Source organism: Ruegeria sp. HKCCD6426 (assembly GCF_057221115.1).
In genome coordinates, this window is sequence record NZ_JBWVBF010000007.1 from 16,317 (window position 1) to 40,442 (window position 24,126).

The following is a 24,126-nucleotide window of genomic DNA, read 5'->3' on the forward strand; positions in this document are numbered from 1 at the left end:
AGCCCACTAAGGGCAAAAAAGACGACCCCGGAGATCACTTCTGATTTTGTTGTCAAAAGCCAAGTGAACTACTTCGCTGAGCTCAAGGATCTTATCGCCAGAATCTGACACATGACCAAAAAGCGTAAGCTCCACTTCCACACCGTCATCGACGTATTGAAACTCCTGCGTTTCCCCGAATACCTGAACCGGGTCTGAGCTGATGAACACATACTCACCCGACATGGGTATCAAGACACTCTCAATATAGAAGTCCGCCTCTGCGGAAATATCCAGAATCTCTCCGTTCTCTCTGTGACCGTCCCACTGGACCTCGCAGAGCACCGTATTGGCGTCGATCTTCAGAACATGAGGTTCACGATCTCGAACGAGAGGCTCCGGAGGCCACACCCCTTCAGCCTGGGCGGAAACACCCAATGAGGAGGCGAGGGCACACAACTTAAATAATATTATTCATCTTTTTTCCTCAGCAATGCTCAAAGAAGCCCATAATGCATTCTTGGGCCATATGTTCGACCTGCTTGACGTCTTCATAAGGAAGTGCGGCGGCAATTTTATTGAGGACATCCACTCGTCTCTCATCGTCGTGACCAAACCGAAGAGAGACGAGCAACCACATCATCCCTCTCTTGAGGTCTCTTTCGAAACCCCTCCCATTCGCATACATCAAACCCAATTGGGCTTGAGAGTTCACGTCGCCCCTGCGCGATCCAATAGAGAGCCATTCACTAGCAAGTGCATCGTCTTGCCCAAAGCTTTCCCCTTGGTAATAGCCGGCACCCAAGTGATAGATCGAGTTCGCATATCCCTCATTTGCCGATTCAGTATACCAGTGGAGTGCCTCATCAATATCTCGGGCGATCTCATCACTCTCTGGGGTTTCCAGCATGCGCGCGAGAGCATATTGCGCCGGCAAATACCCATCTTTTGCTAGAGATCTGAAATGATGAACAGCCTGCTCAAAAATCTCGCTCTGATATAGCTCGACGGCAAAGAGGTATGCCTTTCGTCTTTCACCTTCATCGTTGATGAGGTCATAGACTTCATCAGAAATGATGACGCTGCTATCTAACGCTCCATTGACATAATCAACCGGAGAGTAGCCTGCTTTATTCTTTGCGAGAACATTCGCTCCTTCTTTGATATAAAGCGCAACCACGTCTGCGGATGCCTCTCTGTTCCGGAGAAGGTGCCAGTGAAGAGGCGTATTCCCGGCGGTATTGTCGCGAGCATTCACATCGCCTCCGGCAAAAATAAGAGCATCTGAGAAGTATAAGGCGTCTTCATGATCTGGATCCAGGGCAGCCCAAATCAATGGCGTTCTTCCGTCTTCCATATACCCGTTGGCATGCTCACCATCTGCAACAAGAGGGATAACATCAAACCCGGACTCGAGGCTGAACATAAAATCTCGAGAGCAGAGCCTGTTACACTCGGGCGCTTGTGCATGCACAATGCCAGCAAACATAACAAGGATAGAGGAAAGGATCGTTCTGCGCATTCTTGAACCTTTTGAAGGCTAGTCTCTGTTGAGATCATCTTTAGGGACCACAACAACTCACCCAACAATAAATTGCGTTTCTTGAGTGTGAATGGTCATAAAGTTATTGAAAAGACACACTTGTTCATGTTTTTTGCAACAAGAAGGATCGCCGATTGAGTTGCTACTGCCACTCACGAGCACTGGTAGCGAGTGCAGGTACAGGACCGACAAAGTAATACATTGCGCTGGTAAGAATGCTGGTATTTTACGAGACCTTGATGTTGCAAAGCTTGTGCTTCAATAACTTGAAGGAAGGAAGTTCCGATCGTCCTTGATCGACTGAAAGCATTCCTGGCAAAGCCACGGAAGCCTGATGCTAAAGAACCGTTGCCGTTAAACGTTATTCTGACAGAAACACACGGAAAACTTTCGGAATTGTCATTTACGGAAAGTTCCCCCGAGCGGCGGAACGAAATCGCTTTCTTGCTTGAATTTATGCTCAGCGAGTTGAGTCTGACGCGGGCGGAAGCCTTAATCGAGCCAAGGAACTTGGCTCATGAATTCATATTAGCAATGATCGACAAACGCGAAGACGATGCAGCTAATCTAGAAAGCGCAATTCTTCACTTGGTGCGCGGTGCTGGTCCCAGTGAAGAACAAGTATCACGGGTCATGATGTTCATGGTCGCTCCAAACAGAGCTAACGATCTCAGCCGGTCTCCTGTCGCATGAACCTCCACCTTCTGCAGCTTTGCTGATGACTGTTGCTTGGAATGCGCCGGAGATTGGAAATCCCATCAATCTCCATTTCGACTCTGCTAAATGTTACCAGGCTAAATGGCAAAGGCAGCACAGACGGGCCCAATACGCGACCTCAAGAGTTGCGCAGTTCGCGTTACGACCATTGGTGAATTCAACTTTGTGCCTTGAGATGCAGGATGTTCCGTCACTGAAGACAGCTGTTGAAGTAGTGTTCTCGGACTCGAGCCGATGTCAGCTTTGTCCGCCAATTGATCGACCGGAATCTCAATTGATCGAGCATTTCACAACGAGAAAACCAGCTTGATCCGGTGTGAGTGAACTAATCCGACCACATTTAGGGCGCGTCTCGCACACTTGATCTGATGCCAGTGGTGATTTGCTATAAACCGATTGCCCGATAATACTCGGATATTCTTTTAATAGTCACGGCATAAGCTGCAGTTCGCAGCGACACGTCCCCAATGCTTTCCTTGCAGTTCATTATGTCGTCAAATGCCTGCACCATTATTTCCTCGAGCCCTGATCGCACGACATCGATTTCGCGCGCATCCCGGGATATTTGTGAGCGTTGTGGTTCACAGAGAGGCCTTCCGGCTAACTCTTCCAACGCGGAAAGCACGGCTGTGCCTGCGCGGATGTTCTGGCGACGATCCATCAGGCCAAACGGCAGGTGGGTTATATTTTTGACCCATTCGAAATAGCTGACAACCACGCCGCCAGCGTTAACGTAGAGGTCAGGCAATACGACGATACCGCGTCGCGACAGGCAGTCTTCGGCTTCGGCCGTGACGGGCCCGTTCGCAGCTTCTACGATCAGGCTGTAATTTACCTGATCGCAGTTTTCCGTTGTAATTGCGTTTTCCTTGGCGGCCGGGATCAGGATGTCTGCAGGCAAATGCGTCAACCCAACAGCGCTTGGCACGGTCACAGCGCCCGGGAAACCTCCCACTGAACCGGTTTTACCCCGAAACGCAGCCACGTCCTCGACCGGCAGCCCGTCTTCATTGAAGATCGCCTTGTCATGCTCAACAATGCCAATGATCCTGCACCCGTCTTGCGACAAAAATTTAGCGGCGTGATATCCCACGTTGCCAAAGCCCTGCACCACTACAGTCAACCCTTTGGAGCTTTTTTGCCCGGCTATTGGGACGGTCTTGGGGTGGGCGAGGTAGGCGTTTAGGGCATATTGCAAACCACGCCCCGTAGCTTCGACTCGTCCCTCTATCCCGCCTCTGGCGACCGGTTTGCCGGTCACACAAGCGCTGTGGTTCATCGCATCGGACGATCCGATTCGGCGGTATTCATCAGCCATCCAAGCCATTTCACGTTCTCCCGTACCCATGTCCGGGGCGGGCACATTGAGGCCTGGGTGAATCAGGTCTCGCAACGCCAATTCCTGCGTGAATCGACGGGTAATTTTCTCAAGCTCATCTTCCGTCCAATCAGCGGGGTTGATCCGCAGCGCCCCCTTGGAACCACCAAAGGGCACATTGACCAACGCACATTTCAGGCTCATCAGTGAAGCAAGCGCCTCAACCTCATCCTGATCGGAATCAGGCGCATAACGAATACCGCCCTTTACAGGTTCGATATGTTCGCTGTGAACCGAGCGCCATCCTTCGAAACTGTGGATGCGGCCGCGGAGTTTCACACCAAAACGGACGGAGTAGGTTGAGTTACATTGAGCAATCCGTTCAGCCAACCCTTCTGGCAGATCGACATGAGTGATCGCGGTATCAATGAATGTGTTTACGCTGGTCAGGAACGATTGGTCGGTCATGGTCTTGTTCCGGTAAAAGGATCGTCTTTGGTTTGTTTACGGTTATGCGCGGATCAACTCGGCGTGGATTATTTCAGCGCTGCAACGGCCGGCTGGTAAGGCTGATCGAGCCCGATATAGGCAGGGCCAAATGCCTCGAGCCCCTTGGTTGAGGTAAACGGTTCCGGTGCGGGCAGAACGACAACTGCCACCGATTGGTCGCGGTAATAGTTTGGGTTGGTGACGGGTTCTCCGGTTTCAGTGTCGATCAGACAAATCAGGTCCGGTATGGTGGCGTGGACCTCGTCGTTCAGACGCCCGATCATGTTTTCGTTCTTAAGCCAGATCCGGTAGGTGTCGCCCTCAAAGTCACGGGACCCGGAGATGCGGATATTGCCGTAGGTAAACCCATCCTTGGTTTCCCAGTCACAAATGCTGACGGTGCCACGGAATGCCACAAAGCCCGCACCCACCGAGGCGATGGTCTCGGCAATATCGTTGTCTTGCGCGCGCGCCTCGCGCCATTTTTGCCCCATATTCAGCGCCAGTGAGATCGCGCCGGGGATGACCGCGCCGCGGATCTCATTGATTTCAAGCGCGTGATCGATCGCGGCAATGCTGTTGCGGCTGACTTTGGACAGGGCGCGGACGATGTGCTCGGCCCGGGCATCGTCGAGGACATTTTCGCAGATGACAGCCTCGCCAAACTCATTAGCCATGACGATCGGCGCAGCGGGCAAGCCATTGAGGTAATAGGTCGAATGTGTGATCTCAGGCACGGCGCGCCCTGCGGGATCGGCATCGATGATATAGGCCCCCGCCATCGCTGCGGCATAAAAGGCGGTTGCTGTGTTCGATCCGCCAAGCTCGCAGGAAATCGTGCCGTAGAAGCTGCGTCCCAGATAGTCCTGAAACCGTTGATAGGCGGCCAGAATGGCGTGTTCGGTGCTACGGGGCAGGCGTTCGTACAGTCGCTCTTCCTCTTTTGGCAGCGCCGATATCGCGCCCAGAATGTAAGGGGTGCAGACCAGCGCGTCCTGCGGGGCCTCGTCCAGATCGACCATGATGAATTCTTTGCCCAAGGCCAGCGCGTCGTCGATCATTGCGAGACCTTCTGACAGTTCACCGCCGCCGCCGGTGCCAAGGATGGCCGCGCCATAGAGAATGTCTTCCAAATCCTGTCGGGACAGCTTTTTCATTGTTCAGATCCTGATTGGTTTCGGGCACGGCTTAGTCGCGTGAAGCTCCGAGAAGTTTGAGAAGGTCGGTGATGGTCGACAACAACAGAAGCACCGTGATGGTTAACAGGGCAAAGCCCATCGCCGCAGAGGCGACTACCGGCGTGTAGCCATAACGGACGTTGTTGAAGATGCGGATGGGCAAGGTCTCAACGGCGAAACCCGATACCATATAAGAGATGAGGTATTCGTTAACGCTTATGATCGCTACCAGTGCATAGCCGGTGATGACATAGGGTAGAACCAGCGGGAAGATGACCTTGGTGAATGTCTGCAACGGCGTGGCGCCCATAGTGCGCGAGGCTTCGATTACGTCGTCGGAAAGCGCTGCGAAACCGCGCGCGATAATCACAAGCGGCAGAGTGACAAAGAAAACACCATGTGAAATCACTGTCGCCTCGGCGCGGCCATACCAGCCCATCTCGGCCCAGAACACGCTTGCTCCCATGGCGATGATGATCGGTGGTAGCATGAACGGCCCGACGCCGATGGCAAAGATCAGGCGGCCAAATCCCGACTTTAGCCGCCAAAGCACGTAATTCGCGGCCAATGCGATACTGACTGCCAGCAAGGCGGCAAAAGCGGCGATGACCAGCGAATTTCGGATCGGGATCAGCCAGTCGCGCTGCGTCAGCAGTTCCGTGTACCAACGAGCTGACAATTGCTGTGGTGGAAAGGCAATGTTACTTTCTGCGCTGATCGACACCCCGGCGACGATCAGGAAGGGCAGGATCAGCCCGATGGCGATTGCGGTAATGAACAGACGTTTGAGCAACCGGGTCATGCCTGCACCCTCCCTCTGCGCGAGCCCAGCAACAGGCCGCAGATGATGATCAAGGTAAACACCAACATGATTACCGAAAGCGCTGCGCCCAATGGCATGTTGGCGTCGCCGACAGCCTTGTCAGTGATGATAACCGTCATGTTCCAGTCCTGAGGGCGACCCAGCATGGTCGGCATCACGAACACGCCGAGGAAATAGACGAACATGGTCACGACCGAAGAGATGATGGCAGGCAGGAAGTTTGGTAGCACCACCTTGGAAAACACCCGCGCCGGAGGTGTGCCAAGCGTCAGCGCTGCCTCTTCGATGCTGCGGTCACGCTGTGCCATTTGAGGGAAGAACATTAGCGCGACGAGCGAAAAGCCCAGCGTGACGAACCCTGTCAGCATAGCCCCAAAGCTTGGCGACAACGAGTCCGGGTCTTCCCATAAGCCAATCCAGCCAAGGAATTTCGGGATGCCCGAGCTTTCTGAGAATAGGATCAGCCAGGCAAAGCCGATGATCACCTCGCTCAGGCACATCAGCGATAGCAACAAGATGACCCAGAACAGTTGCCAGCGCCGGGACATATCAACGATGATGTACATCGCTGGGAAGGCCAGTAGCACGACAACAACCGCCCCCAGAGACGCGGACCACAATGAGCGTAGGGAGACCGTGTAATAAAAGGACGAGAAGAATTTGGCGTAATTGTCCCAGACGAAGGCGACATTATAAAAGCCCAGCGGGTCACGTTCGTAAAAACTGACCACGACCATGAAAGCCAGCGGTGCCAGAAAGAAAAAGGACATCATTCCCAACGGGAACAGTCCAATCAGATGAGGGACGACCGCGCGTTTCATGACGGGATAACCCAGGCATGATCGAGGTCGAAGCTAATGCCGGCCTTGTCGCCCACCGCGAATTCCGGGGCACGGTCCGAGACCTGGGTGTGTACAAATGTACGTTCTCCGACCTTCAGCTCGGTCTCGATGGACGCGCCCAGCAAGCGCACGAAATTGACCGTCCCGATCAGATCTCCGGTGTCTTCGTTTGCCGGTGCGAGCCGCAAATACTCCGGACGCACGGCGATTGTGTGTTTCCCCGAGAGATTGGCCATATCGCCTGACGGCGTCCCCAGATTGGCACCGTCCAGCATGGTCGCCTGACCGGGGGTGAACTCAGGTGTGAAGATGTTGTTGGTGCCCATGAAATCTGCCACGAACCGTGTGCTGGGATGGGCGTAAACTTCGGTCGGTGTCCCGGCTTGCTCGATCCGACCCTCGTTCAGGATGACGATGCGGTCGGCAATCGACATTGCCTCATGCTGATCGTGGGTGACGAAGATGGTCGTCACACCCAACTTTCGTTGTAACTTCTTAACCTCTATCTGCAGATGTTCCCGCAGCCCTGCATCCAGGGCGCTGAAAGGTTCGTCCATCAGAAACAGTTTAGGCTCAATCGCCAGGGCGCGGGCAATCGCTACCCGTTGCCGCTGACCTCCCGAAAGTGCGGAAACCGGACGGTCGAACAGCCCGGATAATCCGACCACTTCCAGCAACTCGCGGGCACGATCCTGCCGTTTGTCCTTGTGTACACCGCGCACTTCCAGCCCATAGGCGATGTTCTGACCGACATTGAGGTGGGGGAACAGCGCCAGGCTCTGAAATACCATGCCGACATTGCGCTGATGGCAATTCACGGTCGAAAAGTCCTGATCGTCCAGCAACATCTCGCCCGAGGTTTTAGTCTCCAGCCCGGCTATAATCCGCAGCAGGGTGGTTTTCCCGCAGCCCGAGCCGCCCAGAAGACAAATGAATTCACCTGAGGCGATATCCAGATTCACATCTTTTAATGCTTGGAATGTGCCAAAGGACTTCTGAATGTTGGAAAGTGCGAGTTGTGCCATTGAAACGGTGCTTTCTGGTTGCCGGGCCAACGACGACGCGCCGACCCGGCCGGGGAATAACCAAGGTTATTGCGAGATCATCTCTAGATATTTGTCGGACAGCCAGTCGCCTTCCCGCAAATGGATGTGGGTCTGCGGCCGAATTGGTGTGTCTACGCTGCTGACAGCGGAAAACTCCTCATCCGTGAGGTCCATAGTCTCGCGTTGTGCCACCGGGGCAACGCCCAGTTTGCGCGCCAGTTGCGCCTGAACGTCCGGGCGGATCATGTAGTTGATGAATTTCTGCGCCGCCTCGACGTTTTCCGAGTCACGCGGAACGATCCAGTAGGCATCGCCCAGTATTCCGCCTTCTTTTGGGAATGTTGAAACCACCGGCAGGCCGTTAGCCGCAGACAGCATAGTGACGTCGTGATAGTATAACCCGCCGGTCAACTCGCCCGCTTCGAGGTTCTGCTGAAACTGACCTTCGTCGCGGTACCAAAGCTGTACCTTCGGCTTAAGTTCGGCGATCTTCGCGATGACCTGTTCCAAGCCTTCGCGAGTTTCCATCACCTCGTATCCGCCAAAGAAAGTCAGTGCGGTGGCTTCCATCAGACCGCTGTTCGCATTTGAGGTCAGGCCGAGCTTGCCATCCCAGTCGCGAGTCCACAGGTCGGCCCAAGTTTCGGGCGCGTCTGGAATTGCCTCGGAGTTGGTGACAAGCGTCGTGTACCAGGACAGCGCCCCAACCGCCCGAAGTGTGTCATCGTCGTCGATTTTTGTGAATCCATCGAGAAGCGTAGCGGTGTTCGGAATTTCACTTCCATCCAGTTTGGCCCATAGGCCGATGGACTGGCCACGCAGGAAAACTTCGTCGGCGACGAGAGACAGATCGGAGGGGGCTGTTTTGGCGCGCGCCGCGTTGGTCAATTGCGTCATCCACGCCTGATCTGCAGGTTGCGCGATCGAGCGTACGGTGATGCCGGTTTCCTCGGTAAACGCTGGATAGATTTCAGCTTTCAGCGTTTCCTCGAAAAACCCGCCCCATGCACTGACTGTGATTTCTTCGGCGGCAACAGCCAATCCTGACACGGTCAGAAAACCAGCGGCGACGATGTTTGATTTGCGCAGTTTCATTGCGATGCTCCCTGAAATCTTGGACAGGCGCCGCTTTAGAGGTGCTCTTGATCGGTGCGTCCGGTATTTTTCAGATGGTAGTCACGTCAAAACTGCGGAACCATACAGAACTGTTGATACATGTATAACCCAATCGACATGTTTCCTGTTTTTTGCTTTGAATCCATGTGGATCATGCGTGAGGGATGAGATGAGACTGACTGATATCGATCTGCGCCTGTTGCGTGTGTTCAAGGCCGTTGCCGAAGCAGGCGGCTTTGTGAAGGCACAGGACGAGCTTGGAATCAGTCAACCGGCGATCAGCTCGCATATTGCGAACCTTGAGCATCGGCTGAATGTACGCCTGTGCAATCGAGGTCGAAAGGGGTTTTCGCTGACCCCGCAGGGCGAACAGGTGTTTCGTGAGACCAATCAACTACTTGCTCATCTTGATAGCTATGCAGCACGCCTGAACGAAATCGGACATGAAGCTGAGGCATTGCTGCGCGTCGGCGTAGTTGATTGTCTTTTGACCGACCGCCAAAACCCGCTTACCGACGCAATCAGCGAAGCTAATGCGAAATTCCAGGGGCTGACTATTAGGATTGGTGTTTACGACTATCTCGATTGCCTGACCGAGTTGCGCGCGGGGCGCCTCGATATCGCTTTGGTCGGCGTGGCAAAGGACGCCCGCCTTCCTGCAGATGTCGAGACCAGGCACCTCTATGATGAACCAAGTGGCCTGTTTTGCAGCCGCGATCATCCCTGTAGCAAGATCACCGATCCGGAGGCACTGGCCAAATGTGTGCGCGCCACCGAGATTTCCGCCCATAGTTTCCTGCAAAACCCAATTGATGAAGCTCTGGATATTCATCTGTTCGAGGAAAATTCTGAGATTTCACAAAGCAATATCGAGTCAACAACCTATCTGACACTGGCAGGCACCCACATAGGCCTGATACCGGTCCACTATGCCAAAATCTGGACTGATACCGGAGCCCTAATCGAGCTGGCGCCTGACACTTACCGAATTGTTTCTGCGATTCATGAGCTTAGGCTTAGATCACAGACACATAGCCCAATTGCGACCTGGGTCTGGGACAGGCTGGCCGTGGAATAGGCTAACCAGTGTTAGCTTATTGATGGCCTAAGTTCTCATTCGACAATCCTACACGCTATGGATTTTCAAGTTTCAAACGTGGCGGCAATTAGTACAAACAGAACTATGGCCGACTACCCCTTCAGACCGCTTTAAAGGTTTATGCCATCCATCGGTATAACTTCCGATGAATTCGGTCATGCCATGCTTGATTCAGCGATGCGTGATCCTCGTCATTCTTCGGTCCTCGAAAATGGGGAAATGCGTGCATTGCTTGAATGTGGTCGCAGCGGAGCCTCAGTATAAATCAAGCTTGGCAGCGCTTCGAGCCATTCAATGTTGAATGGACGTTCATAAACGACTGCTTCCGAGAAGCCGCGATGCAGCAAGCTGTATCTGCTTGGACGGCAGCTTTGGGCCGTCCTCTATAGTTGCCTAATCCATGTCAATTGATTGAGATCGTATTGATCGCGGGAATGTCCCAGGCTTCGGCGATCCGCCCGTCTACGATGCGCCAGATCGCCAACGCATCCAGCGCCAGCGCCAGCGAATGCTCGTCTTTGATCATCGTGTCGCGTACATGGGCGACGACCAATTCGTCCCCGAAAGCGTGTATGGCTAGCGGTTCGACCTTGAAGGTTCCGTCGGTGTCACCGGCCAATTTGGAAAAGAATGTTTTTAGACCCTCAACGCCTGAATAGTCGCCCTCCAGATTCGGAAGTGCTCGATTGAAGTAGTGCCAGACAAAGCCTGGTGCGAACAGGTCAGCGCATCCGTCCAGATTGCGAAGATCGAGCTTCTTCATAAGAGTTGTGTTGGGGTGTTCGGAACTCATGCTGCTTCTCCTTTCGGTGATTGCGCGTCAAACTGTGGGAACAAACGACTACAATTGCCCCGGTCAATCGCTTCGTAGTCCTGATCAGGGAAACGCGTGTAGCGCTTGATATTGTCGGCTACTTTTGGGGCGATGATCTTCGCAAAAGGCAGGTCGCTGCCGAATACGATGTGATGCGGGCCCGCAAATGAATGAAGCGTGTTGAGAGCGTATGAACCGGAAACGAGTGCTGTATCGTAGAACAAGCGCCTCAGATCATTCAGACCGCTTTCGGGGCCGTGTTTGATGTAGAAGTCATAAGCCGTTCGCAGGAACCCAGGCTTTCCTTCCTTTTGCTGATACTTCACGCCAGCGGCGAACCGCCAGGCGAGATAAGGGATCGCACCACCGCCATGGGCAAGGATGTAGCTGATATCCGGGTACTTGTTGAGAACACCTTGGAGCATAAGATTTGCGAATGCTCTGGTTGTATCAAAGGGTGCCTCGATAACGGAAGTCGGCAGATCTATGTTCGGTATGGCATCGACCGGTGGATCGATGGGATGAACAAAACAGACGGTCTTTCGCCTGTTCAACTCAGAGAACACCGTATCGTAACTGGGATCACCCAGATAAACACCGTTGTAGTGCGTCATGAGGCAGACGCCATCGAGCTTCAAGTCATCCAGGGCGTAACGAAGCTCTTCCACCGCGGCATCTGGTTCGGGAAGTGGAATGCACGCAATGCCACCGAACCGTCCTGGATACTTGTCACGCAACTCCGCCATATATTCATTGCAGGCGCGGGCAAGACTGACCGAAAACTCTGGGTCTGTGGTAAACCAAATACCCGGGTCGGAGATGGATGCGATCCCCGTTTCGACCTCCATCTTATCCATGATGTATAGCGTACCTTCAGGTGACCAATCGAAGGTGGACAGGTCCACACCAAGGGCCTTTGTCACACCAATACTCTTTAGTCTTTCCACGTAGAATTCGGGGAGGATGTGGTGGTGCACATCGATGCGTTTGGCGTCGTTGGTCATGTCTTAACTCCTCAGCGTTCAATCGAATGGGTTTAGTGCTTTACCGGTCGAATTGCAGCGCTATGCCCCTTCCAAGCGTCAAACCCCTCGATCGGTGGAGGGTCAGCCGGGGTCTTCTTCAGAGCTGCAGGCTGACCATTTTTCGGCAAGTGAGCGCGCTTGCTGCTATGCAAGCCTCGTTTGCTCACGGGGCACGAAGAATGCTGGCTGTGGAACAGCATGAGTGTGATGGCACCCGCTCCGGTCAACACGAGCGCCAACGCAATCAGCCAACCAAAGAACGGGATCAGGGCAGCCGCGCTCACAACCGCTGCGCCAACGCCTGCCGCAAGGAAGCGTTTCGCAAAACTTGCTGGCTCAGATTTGCCAATCATGAGCGTAAGAGCGACGCCCAGTGAGTAGGCAGCAACCACATATCCCGCAAATCCAATAACCAGAGCAACGAGAAGTGAAGCGGGGACCAGCAATATCCCTATCAAGGTCGTTGCTAAGATGATCGCTGACCCGATTGCAACGGATTCCGCGAGGAACCCAAACCAAAGATTGTGCAAGGGACGTTCAAGAAGTCCGAGGCGAAGTTTAGCGAGCCTTTCGGGAACAAGTGCTGCAATGATGGAGGCAAATAAGGCAATTACCGCAGCACCATAGAGGAATGAAACTAGCAGGCTCTGCCATGTTTCCGAGGCCATTTCAGGAACGGCGTCGCTCCATTCTGAAACACCCCGGCGCTCGATGCGGTCCTCTGGGACAACGCTAGCCGGGACTATGAGAGTTCCTTCCTCATCTTCGAACAAGACTAGTCGTCCGAGCACATGCGTACCGTCACTGAAGTCAACGTCGTGCGCGGCAAGATACAGGTCACCGGTCACGACGTTGTTTAGGCGAACCTTGTCACCCGCGAGGATGGCATATCCGTCAATTGGACCATCTACAACAACGTCTCCACCCGTCACGCGGAGGTCTCCACCCAATTCTTGAACCGAGATGCTCTTGCCAGCGAGTGTGGCGTCTCCGCCGACGGGTTTTTCTAGAGTGATGTCAAATCCAGCGACAAATACCTCATCAGCGATTGCACCAGTCACCGTGATGGAACGTCCTGCCAAATAGGCTGATCCGGCAATATCAGTTTTGACTCGAACGGTTGAGCCAGCAACGAACAGTTCATCAATTCCTGATTGATCCGCGATGACAGTCCAGCCGCTTTGAAAATGATCACCACCGTAATCGTTGGTTGAACCACTTTCCTGAGCGAGCACAGGAAGACAGAGCAAACCAAGGATCACAGCTAAAAAGCTTAGTCCTTTAAACATCATTGTTCTCCATTGAAAGGCATCTGCGTCCGCTCACCAACTGATGTTCGGTTGGTTCATGAAGAGCCGGTATTTTATCAGTGTATGGGAGATTGAACTTTATGTACTTGATATGATTCAAAGTATATAAAGTTTATGGAAGCACCCTGGAGGCGACATGAGCGGACATGAACGGCGGCGGTTGAAAAAGACCAGCTCAATCCTGAAATCTGCCGAGCAACTGTTCACAATGTACGGAGTTCAGCAGACTTCCGTGGACGATATTGCGGAACACGCTGGCGTTGGTCGCATGACGATCTTCAACTATTTTGGCAGCAAGGATGGATTGATCTTCGAGATAATGCGGTCCGAGTTCGAACAGGGTTGTACAGATGCCGAGCTGATCCTTGATCAAGACATCTCTTTTGAAGGCAAGCTTGAAGCCATCATAGGCGTCAAGGAACGCGCTATTGTTCGGTTTGGCGGAGCATTTGTCGTAGAAGCCTTCACGAAGAATGAAAGGCTGAACGCCTATCGCGTAGAAACTCTGACACCGCGAATTGACACGATTGTGTCTCGCTTCTTTGCTCAAGGAAAGGATGCCGGACTAATTGATCCGGACCTTTCAGATGACGCATTGATGGCCTATTTTCGCGTCTTTTCTGCGGGTTTGAGTGCAGAAGGCGCTACTCTCGCAGCCAATCTTGAGCATCCCAACTTCCGATCGACGCTCATTCGCATGTATTTTGCAGGGATAACGCGGTCGTATCGCTAGCCAGTTCCTAAGGAATTTCAGCAATGTTGCCTTCCGCACCAACAGATGAGCGGGGAACAATTGCATTCTACGCGGCGGCACACAGCTTTTGTATGTCGTGTATCATCCAGCAAGGCACCGACTGCGTGACAAAGCTGGACGTATCATTTGCGCCTGCAGCGAAAGTCCGGTTTGGCGGGTCGTACTTCAGAGATGTTTAAGGCGGATGAAAGTCGGCAATGGGCTCAGAGCGGTCATCTGACATATTCAATAGGACATTGACCCGGTTCTAACAGCCCCAAAGCCTGCTGTGCGGACATAGCGTGAATTCACGTCGCGGACCCCAACTTCTGCAGTCTGCGCATCGCGACCTCGATCTCCTGCACCAAGGGCGGGAAGCCATCACTCGCTGCAACCGTGATATTAACAGCGCGAATCGAAAGAGCCGACATTCAATCAACTGGATTGTAAACAGTAGGTCCACGGTTGGCTTTCCTACCATTGAAGACCTAGTCAGGTACAGATTAGGTTCATTCAAGACACGTCATCTTACTAAACTCGAAGTGAATTGTATGTGCCTTTTCCAAGCCTCTTGCCGTCATGCAATACACGCAGCTGTAATGATGATCTCAACTTTCAGATCCGGCCGGGCGAGCTTTGCCTCGCCGCAAGCGCGAGCCGGGGCGTACCCGGCCGGAACCCAGCTATCCCAAACATCGTTCATCTCGCTAAAATCGGCCATGTCGGACAGCCAGATGATTGCTTGCAACATCTGTTCCCGCGAGGAACCCGCTTGATCTAGAAGCGCGTCGACGCGAGACAGGCACTCGCGGGTCTGCTCGGCCACAGTGGCACCTTCGCCAACCTGCCCGCAGAGAAATGCGACGCCGTTGTGTTTGACGACTTTGCTCATGCGTTGGCTGGTGTTGATACGTTCGATCATGGGGGTTTCTTTCTTAGTTGGTTGCGCTGTGCACCGAACCGCCCATTGCTGCCAGTTCGCCGAGAGTCACGGGTTTCAACGGTGGCCTGATCCGATAGTATCCGGTTTCGTCCATCGTAGCGCTGTTCGCTTCGGCCAGCAGGCTGCTCACAGTCAGTCCGCAATACCGGCCTTGGCATGGTCCCATTCCGGCACGGCTGAAGGCCTTGGCCTGGTTCGGACCCACACAACCGATCCCGGCATGGCGACGAATGTCTCCGGCAGTGATTTCCTCGCAACGGCAGATGATAGTCGCGTCGGCGGGCTTTGTGGCTTCGATTGCGGGTGGAAAGGCGGTGTCAAGGAAAGGGCGTACCGCTAGCTCCCGCGCGATACGCCTCCGAATTGGTTTGGCGGCGGTGTCCCTCTCGATCGTCGAAATCGCACCCAGATCGGCAGCCGTTTTCAACGCTGCAAGGCGGCCTGCCAATGCGGCTGCCTTCGCGCCGCCGATGCCAGCGCCGTCACCGGCGATATGGACCGTTTCGACATTAGTTCCGCCCCAGTCATCGAGGTTAGGCACGAAGCAATGCTGCCGTGCATCCCAGTGATGCGCCACGTCAATGGAGCGAGCCGCCTGTGTGTTAGGTACGACACCGTGATGCAAGAGCACTGTGTCGCAAGGAATATGTCGGGGCTTTCCCCCCGCAGTAAAGCGGATGCCGTCGGCGGAAGTTTCTCCTTCAATCGAAATATTCGTCGCGGAAGTATAGCGGCGTACCCCGGCACGACGGATTTCCGATAGCATCGTCAACCCCTTGAACAGGTATCGCCAACCGCGAAGGGCTCCACCTAAATGCGGCAGAGCCCGCAGAAAATCTGCCCTTGTCTGCGTTTCGACCAGTGCCAGCGGCGGTGTGCCCGCTCGTATCATCTGCGCGGCGATCAGGTAAAGCAGCGGTCCTGATCCGACAAGAACCGCGTTTTTCGAAAGGACGCCGGATTGCTTCAACAGAATCTGTGCCGCCCCCGCTGTCATCACGCCAGGCAGGGTCCAGCCCGGCAGTGGCATCGGGCGTTCCAGGGCTCCTGTGGCGATGAGGATGCGTTTCGCTTCGATTGCGCCTCCCCGACCGTCAGCGGTGTAGAGCACCCGAATTCCCTCTTCGATCGACCAGACCACCGCGCCACTGATATGGGTGATGTTGCCGTGATCCAGCCCGGCTGTGAGGGGCAATCCGTCTATATAGTCCTTACCCAGCAGTTCGCCCCTGATAGGTGCGACCCGACCCACATCGCGGTAGATCTGCCCGCCGGGACGGCGCTGCTCGTCCAGAAGGATAACATGCAGGCCAGCATTTGCGGCGGTTGCGGCCGCGGCCATCCCGGCCGGGCCAGCCCCGATGATGACAAGATCAGTTATCTGCATCGGTCACTTCCCTTCCTTTGCGCGGCATCGACAAGCGCAGCCCGTCCGTGACTTCGAGCATGCAGGCTTGACGGGTCACACCGTCAACTTCGACGAGGCAGTCGAAACAGGCCCCCATCATGCAGAATGGCGCGCGTGGAGCGCCCGAAACCGGTGTGTACCTGAACGTCCCCACCCCGGCGGCCAGCATCGCGGCCGCGAGATTTGAACCTTCGGGCAGCTGCAGTTCCTGGCCCTCGAACCATACTGGAACCAGCGGGCGCCCTTCCTCCAACTCAAGAAACGACGAAGCGGTCTTCACTGAACACCTCCAGATCCGGGGCGGCGTTGGTGCCTTCCAGCCAGTCGGGCAAGAAACGGGCATGAGCCGCCGCAAGGGTGATGCCGCTATGGCAAGTGACCAGAAAGGCGCCGGGCATTTCGGGACTTTCCTGATAGATTGGCAGGCCGTCAGGCGACAGAATCCGCAGAGCCCCCCAACTGCGCACGAGCTGCGCCCTGGCAAGCACCGGGTAGGCCGCGATCGCCTCCAAGGCGAGACCAGAGAGGCCAGGCTGGGTGACCCCATCGTTCAGCCCCATCTCTTCGTTGGTGGCACCGATCTGGACGCCGCCTTCATCCACCTGCCGCGCGATCAGCGAGGGGCGGTTGATGAGTTTTGGCAGCTTTTCGGTGATCAAAACCTGGCCGCGTTGTGGCCGGATCGGGGCTTTGAAGCCCAGCTTGGGCCCAAGTTCCATCGCGCCCAAACCGGCGGAAAGGATCACCTTGTCGGCCTGCACCCGGGTTCCATCCGCACAGGTGATGGTGAAGACATCAGATTTTTCAACTTCGGTGACAGTTTTTTCGTTCTGCACCTGTCCACCAAGCCGCCTGACGTCGTCGGCGAGAGACCGCAGCAACTTCAATGGATTTACGTGGCCGTCCTGATGATGAAGGATCGCACCGACGACTTTCGGGCCGATCTCTGGCTCCTCCGTCAGGAGCGCCTTCCGATCCAAAACTTCATATGGGTAATTGCCGTCCAGCTTCGCCTTCAGCTCCTCGTATTGAGTGACTGTTTTCGTCAGCGTATCTTCCGAGAAATGCAGATCGTAGCCGCCCGTCTGCTCAAGCGACATGTCATGTCCGGTCGCGTCAGTAAGCTCATCGGAAAATCCGGACCATGCGGCGGCGGATTGCTGGCTCCAAGCGGCATAACGGGGTTGTTTGATCCCCTTGGACTGCACCCATACAAGTCCAAAATTTCCCCGACTGGCTCGAAAGCTGCCGTCGCCTCCATCAAGGACCAGAACGCGCTTGCCGCGTTTCAAAAGGCCCCATGCAACAGACAGGCCGACAACACCACCGCCAATGATTGCAAAGTCGGTTTCCATGATCTCAGTTTCTGAATTTTGGTTTGAGTAGAGCCGGGGCGAAAAAAGGTGCCGCCCCGGATTGTATCAGACGAGAGGCTGCTTATTCGGAAACCTTGTCCAGGATCGCCTGGCCCCATTCCACACCCACGTCTTCGAGCACGACCGGCCAGACTTCCGCCTGAACCTTGGCCGACATTGCGGCCAGTTCCGCATCACTTAGCGAGACGATGGTAGCTCCCAGATCGGCCAGTTTCTGTTCGTTGGCCTTCTGGTCGGCTTCCGCCACGGTCCAACGGGTCGCTTCAAATTCTGCCGCGGCCGCTTTCAGCGTGTCCTGATCCTCGGCGTCCAGGCCGGCAAGGGATTCATTCGAGATGATCATGTACCAGACTTCGAAATGGGTATTGGCCGGGATGTAGGTCTTGGTCACGTCGCGGAACGAGGCATAGTAGCCTTCGGCACCCGAGCCGATCACACCGTCAACAACGCCGGTTTGCACCGCCGTGAAGGCTTCGGAAAACGGGATAGGTGCAGGGATGTAGCCCAATGCGTCGCCGGTCAGCTGAAAGCTCTTGATGCCGGGCACCCGCACCTTGATGCCGTTATCGACCGACGGGTCGCCCGGCGACACTGCGTTGGTGTTGAGCGCGATGCCACCAAAGTAAACCGGATAGGCGGCCAGCATGGTGATGTCCTGCTTGGCGTAAAGCCCATCCATGGTTTCACGCACTACGCCGCCAGGGCCGTAGATCGCACGGGCTTGTTCCCAGTTTCCGGCGAGATAGGGGAATGAACTGATCTGCATCTTGCGGTCTGCGGCGGCGGCGGCCGGCTGGGTCGCCATGTCGACCGCGCCGACCGAGATTCGTTCCTGCACTGTTGTATAGTCGCCCAACGCCGAGGCGGCATAAATTTTGACGTTGACGTCACCGCCGGTTGCTTCGTCCACGGCGGCGGCAAAGGCGTTCAGCTCGACGTCGATCGTCGTACCTTGCGGGCGTACATGGCTCATCTTCAGATCAGCCGCCATCGCGGTGGTCGACAGCGCCATCAGCGCTCCGATTGCAGCAGTATTCTTCATGCGTTTCATTGGGTTTCCTCCGTTTGGGTTTAGTTGGTTCAAGATCAGTAGCCAAAGAGTCTGGGCAGGAAGAGCGATAGGTCCGGCCAGAGCGATGTCAGGAACACCACGGGCACGTAACCGGTCACGATCAGGATCATCGCGGGCGGGATCACCTTGGTGACCTTCACGTTTCCGATCCGCGCCCCGAGATAGAGGATCGAAGCATAGGGCGGCGTCACTCCCCCCATCGCGGTGTTGACCCCCATGATCGCGGCGAACTGCACCGGGCTGACACCAATGGCATTCATCAGCGGCAAGAGCAGCGGCGCGATCAGGATGATCGCGGTCACGTCGTTCACGACCATGCCGACCAGAAACAGCATAATGTTGATCAGGATAAGCAGCAGAACCTTGTTGTCGGTGATCTCGAAAACCGAGGCGACCAGTGCCTGCGGGATGCCTTCCATCACATACATCTGGCTCAGGATCATCGAAAACAGGATCATCAGCAGGATCGCGCCGACGGCGGTTGCGGATTCCTTACCGGCCATCAGAAAGTTTTCCCAACGGAGCCCCTTGTAAATCAGAAACCCGACGGGCACTGCATAGATCACTGCTACAGCGGCAGCTTCGGTCGGGGTCATGATGCCGCCATAGATTCCGCCCAGGATGATTACCGGCATCAACAGTGCGGGGAAGGCGTGAACGCCGCGTTTGGCAACCTCGCTGCTGAGTTCGCTGAACGTGGGTTTTTCATCCAGGATCAGGTTGAACTTGCGCGACATCCAAAGGTTCACCATTGAAAAGTTGAACATGATGAACAGACCCGGCCCAAGCGTCGCAAGGAAACAGGCGAGGATTGAGGTGTCGGTGACCCAGCCGTAGATGATCATGGTGACCGAGGGTGGGATCAGCAAACCAAGGATCGAGGAATTGGCAATCAGAGCGGTCGCGTATTCGCGGGGATAGCCGCGCTTTTCCATTTCCGGGATCAACAGCGGTCCGATCGCCGCGATGCCGGTCAGGCCGGACCCCGAGATCGCCCCGATCACTGCACAGCTGACCGCCGCCACGACTCCCAAACCGCCACGCACGTGGCCGATAAAGGCACTGACGAAGCGCAGCAGAGAGGCGGCAATACCGCTTTCGCTCATGATGGATCCGGCCAGAACAAATAGCGGAATGGCCAGCAGAATCGGGTTTCCAAGTTGCTGGAATCCCCAGAGCATGTTGCCCTTCATAGTGGCGCCGCCGATGAAATACATCACCATCAGCGCACCACCGAAGCAATAGGGCAACGGCACTCCAAGGGTCAGCAGGATCACCAGGACAGCGACGGCAAGCAGGGCGACTTCAACCAAGGTGAATCTCCTCGTCAGTATCATATCCAAGAATGTGGCGGACCAGATGGATCGCCGTGTAGATCATCATCAGCGTCAGACCGATGGTCAGAGCCACCTCGGCATAAAATGTGGGAATGTAGAGCGTCGGGCTCTCTTTCCAGACGCGCCAGGAATAGCGGGTGAATTCCCAGGACCAACTCAGCAGCCAGAGCCCGACAATCAGGCTGATCACTTCGCCTATGATCGCCAGAATGACGTGCTGGCGCGGGGTCTTCAGGAAGATTTCAAGCACATTTGCACGGATATGGGTATTTTCCCGCGAGGCGTTTACCGCCCCAAGGATGTAGAGCCACAGCGCCGGGTAGGCCATGGTTTCCTCAAGCCCCATCACCGGTATTTGCAGCACATAGCGGGTAATGACCTGAACAAACTGGCCCAAGGCCACGATGCAAATGATGCTGGTCAGCAGGTATTTTACGAAACGCTCCATTTCCCCCCTCGCGACGTGATTGTCCGTCGTCGTCGTACCTACTTTCTCTTCTTCCATAGAAGCAAATTGGAAATTACGTTATATCCATAGTTTGCCTCTATGGACTGAAATGGGATGAACCACATGAACCTGACAATCCGTCAACTCACGACATTTCGCGAAGTGCTGCGCACTGGGTCCATTTCCGAAGCCGGGCGTACGCTCGGACGCACGCAACCGTCGGTCAGCGCGATGATTGCGGGCCTGGAGAATGAGATCGGATTTCGGCTGTTCGAACGGGAGCATGGCCGGCTGACACCGACGCCCGAAGCGCATTATTTTTTGGAAGAGGCCGAGGCCGTCCTGTCGCGGCTTACACAGTCCAAGAACACTCTGCAGGAAATATCGAACCTGAAGCGTGGACGCCTGCGCGTCGCTTGCCACCCAGCTGCATCAGGGTTCTTCATGCCAAGTGTTCTCGGCCAGTTTTTGCAAGACAAGCCCGCTATCAAGGCGTCGTTGATGATGCGCTCGTCCAAAGTCATAGAGGAACTGATCGCCTCGCAGCAATACGATCTCGGGTTTACCGAAACACCTGAGCCACGAAAATCAATTCATCAGAAGGATTTCGACCTGGAATGCCTTTGTGCCATGCCCTCTTCGGACCCGCTGGCTGCAAAATCCCTGATTTCAACAGAAGACCTGGATGGCGCAAATCTGGCAACACTTTTCTCAGAGCATCCGACATACCTACAGACCTCTGCTGCCTTTAAGAATACCGGAAAAAGTTTTGAGCGTAGGTTCGAGTTGCGGACATTCTTACCTGGGTTACAGTTTGTCCAAGCGGGCCTATGCTATTTGATTTGCGATTTGATTACAGCTTTTAGCTGCAACGATCCCCTGCACGGTACCGGTGGTATCGTATTTCGCCGCTTTAGCCCGAGAATCAGCAGCAGTGTTTCAATTCTCACCCCCGCACATCGCCCGGCGTCTCTGATAACTCAGAACTTCGGCCAGAAACTGGCTGATGACATACACGCAATGAAAGCAAACATTCTGCCGTGAGTTCGGTTCCACACCAAAGCAATGGCAAGTTCCACAACCGGGCTTTGGTGCAGCTGCAGCGAAAGTCTGCTTCGTCCGCTAAGCGGACCTCGGACGTGGCGCAGCATCTCGTGATAGGATGATCTGTCAACGTCGGGTTAAGGGGCGAGGTAGGTTGCCAGAGTAACGCTTACTTTCTTTCCCCGCGCCCGGCATGGGCAAGTGGCTCTGTCGCGCACAAATATCCAGCCTTCGACCGGAGGCGAGGTGGCACATTGCCTTGAATAATCAAGGACCCCGAAATTTAATCTTTCTATTGGGGATTTCAGCCACCTACCGGGGTTTGCTATTTTTAGTGCCCAATTACCTTAACCGGCGGGTATGCCTTTATTTTCGCACGGCCAGCGTCATGGAAAAAAGCCCATGGGTTGGGGGGCATGAAAAGCTCGGGGCGCTAAGCAAGGGACCGGCGGAGGTAATGAGATTTTTCGCGTGTCAAGTTTAAGGGGGGGTTACGAAACCTCTTATCTAATAAAATCAATTACTTATGCGTAACGGATCGAAATATCTGTAACTCCTTTTGTAACCAAGTAGAGCCAATATAAGTAAGTGAAAACAATAATTTAAATGTAGTGATAACAGAGTTTCAAAAGTTACAGGCAATTTGAAGCTACCTCGCAATAATCTGTGCTCAGGGGGCGTTGATCACCCGCCGACCTAGCAGGAGCGTCCCTTGCCTTTCATGGAGCCTGAACTCTGCCGAGTTGGTGCGACGGAGCCACTTGCCCCTGCGGGGCGCGGGGATGGATTGATACCCGATCTGACTGCCAATAATCGCGCGAAATCTTAAACGGTGGTAGCCTGGTGGTAGCCAGACAAAACGCAAAAACCTTGAGATGCCACATAACTCATTGATAAAAATGGCGATCCCGGAAGGACTCGAACCCTCAACCTGCTGATTAGAAGTCAGCTGCTCTATCCAGTTGAGCTACGGGACCGCTGAGCCCTTCTTGCTGCTTTTGGGGGCGAGGTTCAAGTGCCAAGCGCATGAAGGCGCTGTTCGGATCGGCTTCGTACCCATAAATCGGCCCGCAATAAGAATAACCCAGTGCCTCGTAGAGCTTACGGGCCGCGTCATACTCGGTCAGGTGCGCGGCACCAGTTTCCAAAACCAGTGCAGAAACACCTTCACTATGTGCCAGATCCGCCAGATGTGACATCATCTGTCGCGCCAGACCACGTCCGCGCGCCTGGGCCAGCATGTGCACAGACTTCACCTCAGCCGTCCCGTCAGGCAAAACCTTGAGCGCACCACAACCCAGTGCTTTTTCATCCTCGAAAACTGCCCAGAACTGAATATCCCGGTCAGCCAAAGATTCGGCGTCCAAAGTGTGGTTGCTTTCAGCAGGGCCTGCGGCTTCGCCATGCATAAAATGGGATTCGATCACCGGGCGCAGCGCGTCCGATGTGGGATCAGCCTCGCGAATTTCGATCATTCAACAATTCTCGATTAATGAGTCCAGGGTGCACGCCTGTCGGTGGCGAAGTTTTCGCCATACCCGCGCGCCCGTAGATTCGGTTTGCGCTTATGCGGTTCGCTGACCAGCGCATCGATGCCATTGTCCTTGGCATAATCCAGCGCTTCTTCTTTGGTATCGAATTTCAGGCGCACCTGAGTCTGCGTGTCCTTGGAAGAGGTCCAGCCCATCAGTGGATCAACTTCGCGCGCCGATGCAGGGGCGTATTCCAGAACCCACTTGCGGGTCTTGGCCATCCCAGAAGTCATCGCATTTCTTGCGGGCTGGTAAATCCGTGCGCGCATTTCGCCTCTCCGTACTCACGTTGCTGGGCTTGTTTATGCGTCAGGGCGCGAGCCGGGACAAGGTGGCAATTGTCGCGGCCCTGAAACTGCCGTTCAGGCAGTGCGCAACTCTTCTAATGCCAGAAACTGTCATCAGGGTCATTTATGAAATGCACTCCCCCAGGATGAGGACAAAAAGATGATCCACTACAAAAGAAGCTTGGAAATAGATGCTCAGCCCGATGCCATCTGGGCCATTCTGAGTCGGTTCATGCATATCGACGAATTCGCACCGCAAGTAAAATCCGTGGATGCTTTGACTAATGCTCAAATTGGCATCGGATCAAAACGGCGCTGCCATTTTGAGAACGGAACCTCGCTTGTCGAAGAAGTCACAGAGTGGCGAGTTAACCGAGGCTATCGCGTTCGTTTATCCGAGATGTCGGCAATGCCTTTGACCGAAGCACACGCAGCCATCGCCATTGAACCGCTTGCAAACAGCCATTCACGGGTCATCTGGAGTATGGATTATCAGATGAAGTACGGCCCCTTGGGTTGGCTGATTGGGCAAACACTGTTGAAGGCGATGATGGGCCGGGTATTGGATGGCAACCTGAAAGCGCTCGCAGAAAAGGTGCATTCGGAACAAATTCCTGACGGCCAATTTGCCTATTATTGAAACTGCA

The 24,126-nt window shown here is 54.7% G+C and carries 23 protein-coding genes and 1 tRNA gene; 4 read left to right on the plus strand and 20 right to left on the minus strand.

Translation table 11 applies throughout. The features are described from left to right. Positions 1–466 precede the first annotated feature (466 nt). From AC2TDA_RS18115 to AC2TDA_RS18145, 7 genes are all read right to left on the minus strand, one after another. A complete protein-coding gene (locus tag AC2TDA_RS18115; protein ID WP_480880134.1) occupies positions 467–1,501 on the minus strand; it encodes a tetratricopeptide repeat protein in 1,035 nt (344 codons plus the stop codon). Positions 1,502–2,624: 1,123 nt separating this feature from the next. Beyond that, the gene (locus AC2TDA_RS18120) at positions 2,625–4,025 is read right to left on the minus strand and encodes a Glu/Leu/Phe/Val family dehydrogenase (RefSeq protein WP_480880135.1); all 1,401 of its coding nucleotides are present in this window, start codon (positions 4,023–4,025) and stop codon (positions 2,625–2,627) included. Between the two features lie 68 nt (positions 4,026–4,093). Beyond that, positions 4,094–5,203 carry a DUF917 domain-containing protein gene (locus AC2TDA_RS18125; RefSeq protein ID WP_480880136.1) on the minus strand — a complete coding sequence of 370 codons (1,110 nt, stop codon included), beginning with the start codon at positions 5,201–5,203 and terminating at the stop codon, positions 4,094–4,096. A gap of 31 nt (positions 5,204–5,234) precedes the next feature. Further along, positions 5,235–6,026 carry an ABC transporter permease gene (locus AC2TDA_RS18130; RefSeq protein WP_480880138.1) on the minus strand — a complete coding sequence of 264 codons (792 nt, stop codon included), beginning with the start codon at positions 6,024–6,026 and terminating at the stop codon, positions 5,235–5,237. Beyond that, the gene (locus AC2TDA_RS18135; protein ID WP_480880139.1) at positions 6,023–6,868 is read right to left on the minus strand and encodes an ABC transporter permease; all 846 of its coding nucleotides are present in this window, start codon (positions 6,866–6,868) and stop codon (positions 6,023–6,025) included. The genes AC2TDA_RS18130 and AC2TDA_RS18135 overlap by 4 nt, the downstream gene beginning before the upstream one ends. After that, positions 6,865–7,914 carry an ABC transporter ATP-binding protein gene (locus AC2TDA_RS18140; protein ID WP_170574815.1) on the minus strand — a complete coding sequence of 350 codons (1,050 nt, stop codon included), beginning with the start codon at positions 7,912–7,914 and terminating at the stop codon, positions 6,865–6,867. The genes AC2TDA_RS18135 and AC2TDA_RS18140 overlap by 4 nt, the downstream gene beginning before the upstream one ends. A gap of 66 nt (positions 7,915–7,980) precedes the next feature. Beyond that, positions 7,981–9,030 carry an ABC transporter substrate-binding protein gene (locus AC2TDA_RS18145; protein ID WP_170574813.1) on the minus strand — a complete coding sequence of 350 codons (1,050 nt, stop codon included), beginning with the start codon at positions 9,028–9,030 and terminating at the stop codon, positions 7,981–7,983. Between the two features lie 190 nt (positions 9,031–9,220). On the opposite strand from AC2TDA_RS18145, the gene AC2TDA_RS18150 reads away from it, so the two are divergent. Further along, on the plus strand, positions 9,221–10,129 hold the full coding sequence (locus AC2TDA_RS18150; RefSeq protein WP_480880141.1) for a LysR family transcriptional regulator: 909 nt from the start codon (positions 9,221–9,223) through the stop codon (positions 10,127–10,129). Between the two features lie 424 nt (positions 10,130–10,553). Here AC2TDA_RS18150 and AC2TDA_RS18155 read toward each other — a convergent pair whose 3' ends face one another. The 3 genes from AC2TDA_RS18155 to AC2TDA_RS18165 are packed head-to-tail and all read right to left on the minus strand — an operon-like array spanning position 10,554 to position 13,278. Beyond that, on the minus strand, positions 10,554–10,943 hold the full coding sequence (locus AC2TDA_RS18155) for a nuclear transport factor 2 family protein (RefSeq protein ID WP_480880143.1): 390 nt from the start codon (positions 10,941–10,943) through the stop codon (positions 10,554–10,556). Beyond that, the gene (locus AC2TDA_RS18160; protein WP_480880145.1) at positions 10,940–11,968 is read right to left on the minus strand and encodes an amidohydrolase family protein; all 1,029 of its coding nucleotides are present in this window, start codon (positions 11,966–11,968) and stop codon (positions 10,940–10,942) included. The genes AC2TDA_RS18155 and AC2TDA_RS18160 overlap by 4 nt, the downstream gene beginning before the upstream one ends. A 32-nt stretch (positions 11,969–12,000) precedes the next feature. After that, on the minus strand, positions 12,001–13,278 hold the full coding sequence (locus tag AC2TDA_RS18165) for a DUF8173 domain-containing protein (protein ID WP_480880146.1): 1,278 nt from the start codon (positions 13,276–13,278) through the stop codon (positions 12,001–12,003). 157 nt (positions 13,279–13,435) lie between these two features. On the opposite strand from AC2TDA_RS18165, the gene AC2TDA_RS18170 reads away from it, so the two are divergent. Then, entirely contained in the window at positions 13,436–14,032 is a 597-nt protein-coding gene (locus AC2TDA_RS18170) for a TetR/AcrR family transcriptional regulator (protein WP_480880148.1), read from the plus strand. A gap of 577 nt (positions 14,033–14,609) precedes the next feature. Here the strand turns inward: AC2TDA_RS18170 and AC2TDA_RS18175 are convergent. The 7 genes from AC2TDA_RS18175 to AC2TDA_RS18205 all read right to left on the minus strand — a co-directional run bounded on the left by AC2TDA_RS18175 (position 14,610) and on the right by AC2TDA_RS18205 (position 20,616). Then, complete coding sequence (locus AC2TDA_RS18175) at positions 14,610–14,954, minus strand: RidA family protein (RefSeq protein WP_480880149.1); 345 nt, start codon at positions 14,952–14,954, stop codon at positions 14,610–14,612. A 13-nt stretch (positions 14,955–14,967) separates the two neighbouring features. Continuing rightward, a complete protein-coding gene (locus AC2TDA_RS18180; protein ID WP_480880150.1) occupies positions 14,968–16,362 on the minus strand; it encodes an FAD/NAD(P)-dependent oxidoreductase in 1,395 nt (464 codons plus the stop codon). Further along, on the minus strand, positions 16,349–16,663 hold the full coding sequence (locus AC2TDA_RS18185) for a (2Fe-2S)-binding protein (protein ID WP_480880152.1): 315 nt from the start codon (positions 16,661–16,663) through the stop codon (positions 16,349–16,351). Before AC2TDA_RS18185 ends, AC2TDA_RS18180 begins: the two co-directional genes overlap by 14 nt. Then, positions 16,638–17,738 (minus strand): NAD(P)/FAD-dependent oxidoreductase, encoded by a 1,101-nt coding sequence (locus AC2TDA_RS18190; protein ID WP_480880154.1) that lies wholly within the window; start codon positions 17,736–17,738, stop codon positions 16,638–16,640. The genes AC2TDA_RS18185 and AC2TDA_RS18190 overlap by 26 nt, the downstream gene beginning before the upstream one ends. A gap of 82 nt (positions 17,739–17,820) precedes the next feature. Further along, positions 17,821–18,810 (minus strand): TRAP transporter substrate-binding protein DctP, encoded by a 990-nt coding sequence (gene dctP, locus AC2TDA_RS18195; RefSeq protein ID WP_480880156.1) that lies wholly within the window; start codon positions 18,808–18,810, stop codon positions 17,821–17,823. Positions 18,811–18,845: 35 nt separating this feature from the next. Beyond that, positions 18,846–20,144, minus strand: coding sequence for a TRAP transporter large permease (locus AC2TDA_RS18200; protein ID WP_480880158.1), 1,299 nt, complete (start codon positions 20,142–20,144; stop codon positions 18,846–18,848). Further along, entirely contained in the window at positions 20,137–20,616 is a 480-nt protein-coding gene (locus AC2TDA_RS18205) for a TRAP transporter small permease (RefSeq protein ID WP_480880159.1), read from the minus strand. Before AC2TDA_RS18205 ends, AC2TDA_RS18200 begins: the two co-directional genes overlap by 8 nt. A gap of 123 nt (positions 20,617–20,739) precedes the next feature. Between AC2TDA_RS18205 and AC2TDA_RS18210 the strand changes: the two genes are divergently transcribed. Next, complete coding sequence (locus AC2TDA_RS18210; protein WP_480880160.1) at positions 20,740–21,660, plus strand: LysR substrate-binding domain-containing protein; 921 nt, start codon at positions 20,740–20,742, stop codon at positions 21,658–21,660. Positions 21,661–22,560: 900 nt separating this feature from the next. Here AC2TDA_RS18210 and AC2TDA_RS18215 read toward each other — a convergent pair. The 3 genes from AC2TDA_RS18215 to AC2TDA_RS18225 all read right to left on the minus strand — a co-directional run bounded on the left by AC2TDA_RS18215 (position 22,561) and on the right by AC2TDA_RS18225 (position 23,461). Then, positions 22,561–22,637: transfer RNA gene (locus AC2TDA_RS18215), tRNA-Arg, on the minus strand. Then, on the minus strand, positions 22,599–23,135 hold the full coding sequence (locus tag AC2TDA_RS18220; protein ID WP_480880357.1) for a GNAT family N-acetyltransferase: 537 nt from the start codon (positions 23,133–23,135) through the stop codon (positions 22,599–22,601). The genes AC2TDA_RS18215 and AC2TDA_RS18220 overlap by 39 nt, the downstream gene beginning before the upstream one ends. Positions 23,136–23,149: 14 nt before the next feature. After that, positions 23,150–23,461 carry an ETC complex I subunit gene (locus AC2TDA_RS18225; RefSeq protein WP_480849028.1) on the minus strand — a complete coding sequence of 104 codons (312 nt, stop codon included), beginning with the start codon at positions 23,459–23,461 and terminating at the stop codon, positions 23,150–23,152. A gap of 178 nt (positions 23,462–23,639) precedes the next feature. Between AC2TDA_RS18225 and AC2TDA_RS18230 the strand changes: the two genes are divergently transcribed. Next, on the plus strand, positions 23,640–24,119 hold the full coding sequence (locus AC2TDA_RS18230; RefSeq protein WP_480849027.1) for an SRPBCC family protein: 480 nt from the start codon (positions 23,640–23,642) through the stop codon (positions 24,117–24,119). Positions 24,120–24,126: the final 7 nt, after the last annotated feature.

What these genes read in the sequence shown, in the direction of transcription:
- AC2TDA_RS18115 (WP_480880134.1), bottom strand. Translation starts at nt 1,501, where the DNA reads ATGCGCAGAACGATCCTTTCCTCTATCCTTGTTATGTTTGCTGGCATT.
- AC2TDA_RS18120 (WP_480880135.1), bottom strand. Translation starts at nt 4,025, where the DNA reads ATGACCGACCAATCGTTCCTGACCAGCGTAAACACATTCATTGATACC.
- AC2TDA_RS18125 (WP_480880136.1), bottom strand. Translation starts at nt 5,203, where the DNA reads ATGAAAAAGCTGTCCCGACAGGATTTGGAAGACATTCTCTATGGCGCG.
- AC2TDA_RS18130 (WP_480880138.1), bottom strand. Translation starts at nt 6,026, where the DNA reads ATGACCCGGTTGCTCAAACGTCTGTTCATTACCGCAATCGCCATCGGG.
- AC2TDA_RS18135 (WP_480880139.1), bottom strand. Translation starts at nt 6,868, where the DNA reads ATGAAACGCGCGGTCGTCCCTCATCTGATTGGACTGTTCCCGTTGGGA.
- AC2TDA_RS18140 (WP_170574815.1), bottom strand. Translation starts at nt 7,914, where the DNA reads ATGGCACAACTCGCACTTTCCAACATTCAGAAGTCCTTTGGCACATTC.
- AC2TDA_RS18145 (WP_170574813.1), bottom strand. Translation starts at nt 9,030, where the DNA reads ATGAAACTGCGCAAATCAAACATCGTCGCCGCTGGTTTTCTGACCGTG.
- AC2TDA_RS18150 (WP_480880141.1), top strand. Translation starts at nt 9,221, where the DNA reads ATGAGACTGACTGATATCGATCTGCGCCTGTTGCGTGTGTTCAAGGCC.
- AC2TDA_RS18155 (WP_480880143.1), bottom strand. Translation starts at nt 10,943, where the DNA reads ATGAGTTCCGAACACCCCAACACAACTCTTATGAAGAAGCTCGATCTT.
- AC2TDA_RS18160 (WP_480880145.1), bottom strand. Translation starts at nt 11,968, where the DNA reads ATGACCAACGACGCCAAACGCATCGATGTGCACCACCACATCCTCCCC.
- AC2TDA_RS18165 (WP_480880146.1), bottom strand. Translation starts at nt 13,278, where the DNA reads ATGTTTAAAGGACTAAGCTTTTTAGCTGTGATCCTTGGTTTGCTCTGT.
- AC2TDA_RS18170 (WP_480880148.1), top strand. Translation starts at nt 13,436, where the DNA reads ATGAGCGGACATGAACGGCGGCGGTTGAAAAAGACCAGCTCAATCCTG.
- AC2TDA_RS18175 (WP_480880149.1), bottom strand. Translation starts at nt 14,954, where the DNA reads ATGATCGAACGTATCAACACCAGCCAACGCATGAGCAAAGTCGTCAAA.
- AC2TDA_RS18180 (WP_480880150.1), bottom strand. Translation starts at nt 16,362, where the DNA reads ATGCAGATAACTGATCTTGTCATCATCGGGGCTGGCCCGGCCGGGATG.
- AC2TDA_RS18190 (WP_480880154.1), bottom strand. Translation starts at nt 17,738, where the DNA reads ATGGAAACCGACTTTGCAATCATTGGCGGTGGTGTTGTCGGCCTGTCT.
- dctP (WP_480880156.1), bottom strand. Translation starts at nt 18,810, where the DNA reads ATGAAACGCATGAAGAATACTGCTGCAATCGGAGCGCTGATGGCGCTG.
- AC2TDA_RS18205 (WP_480880159.1), bottom strand. Translation starts at nt 20,616, where the DNA reads ATGGAGCGTTTCGTAAAATACCTGCTGACCAGCATCATTTGCATCGTG.
- AC2TDA_RS18210 (WP_480880160.1), top strand. Translation starts at nt 20,740, where the DNA reads ATGAACCTGACAATCCGTCAACTCACGACATTTCGCGAAGTGCTGCGC.
- AC2TDA_RS18220 (WP_480880357.1), bottom strand. Translation starts at nt 23,135, where the DNA reads ATGATCGAAATTCGCGAGGCTGATCCCACATCGGACGCGCTGCGCCCG.
- AC2TDA_RS18225 (WP_480849028.1), bottom strand. Translation starts at nt 23,461, where the DNA reads ATGCGCGCACGGATTTACCAGCCCGCAAGAAATGCGATGACTTCTGGG.
- AC2TDA_RS18230 (WP_480849027.1), top strand. Translation starts at nt 23,640, where the DNA reads ATGATCCACTACAAAAGAAGCTTGGAAATAGATGCTCAGCCCGATGCC.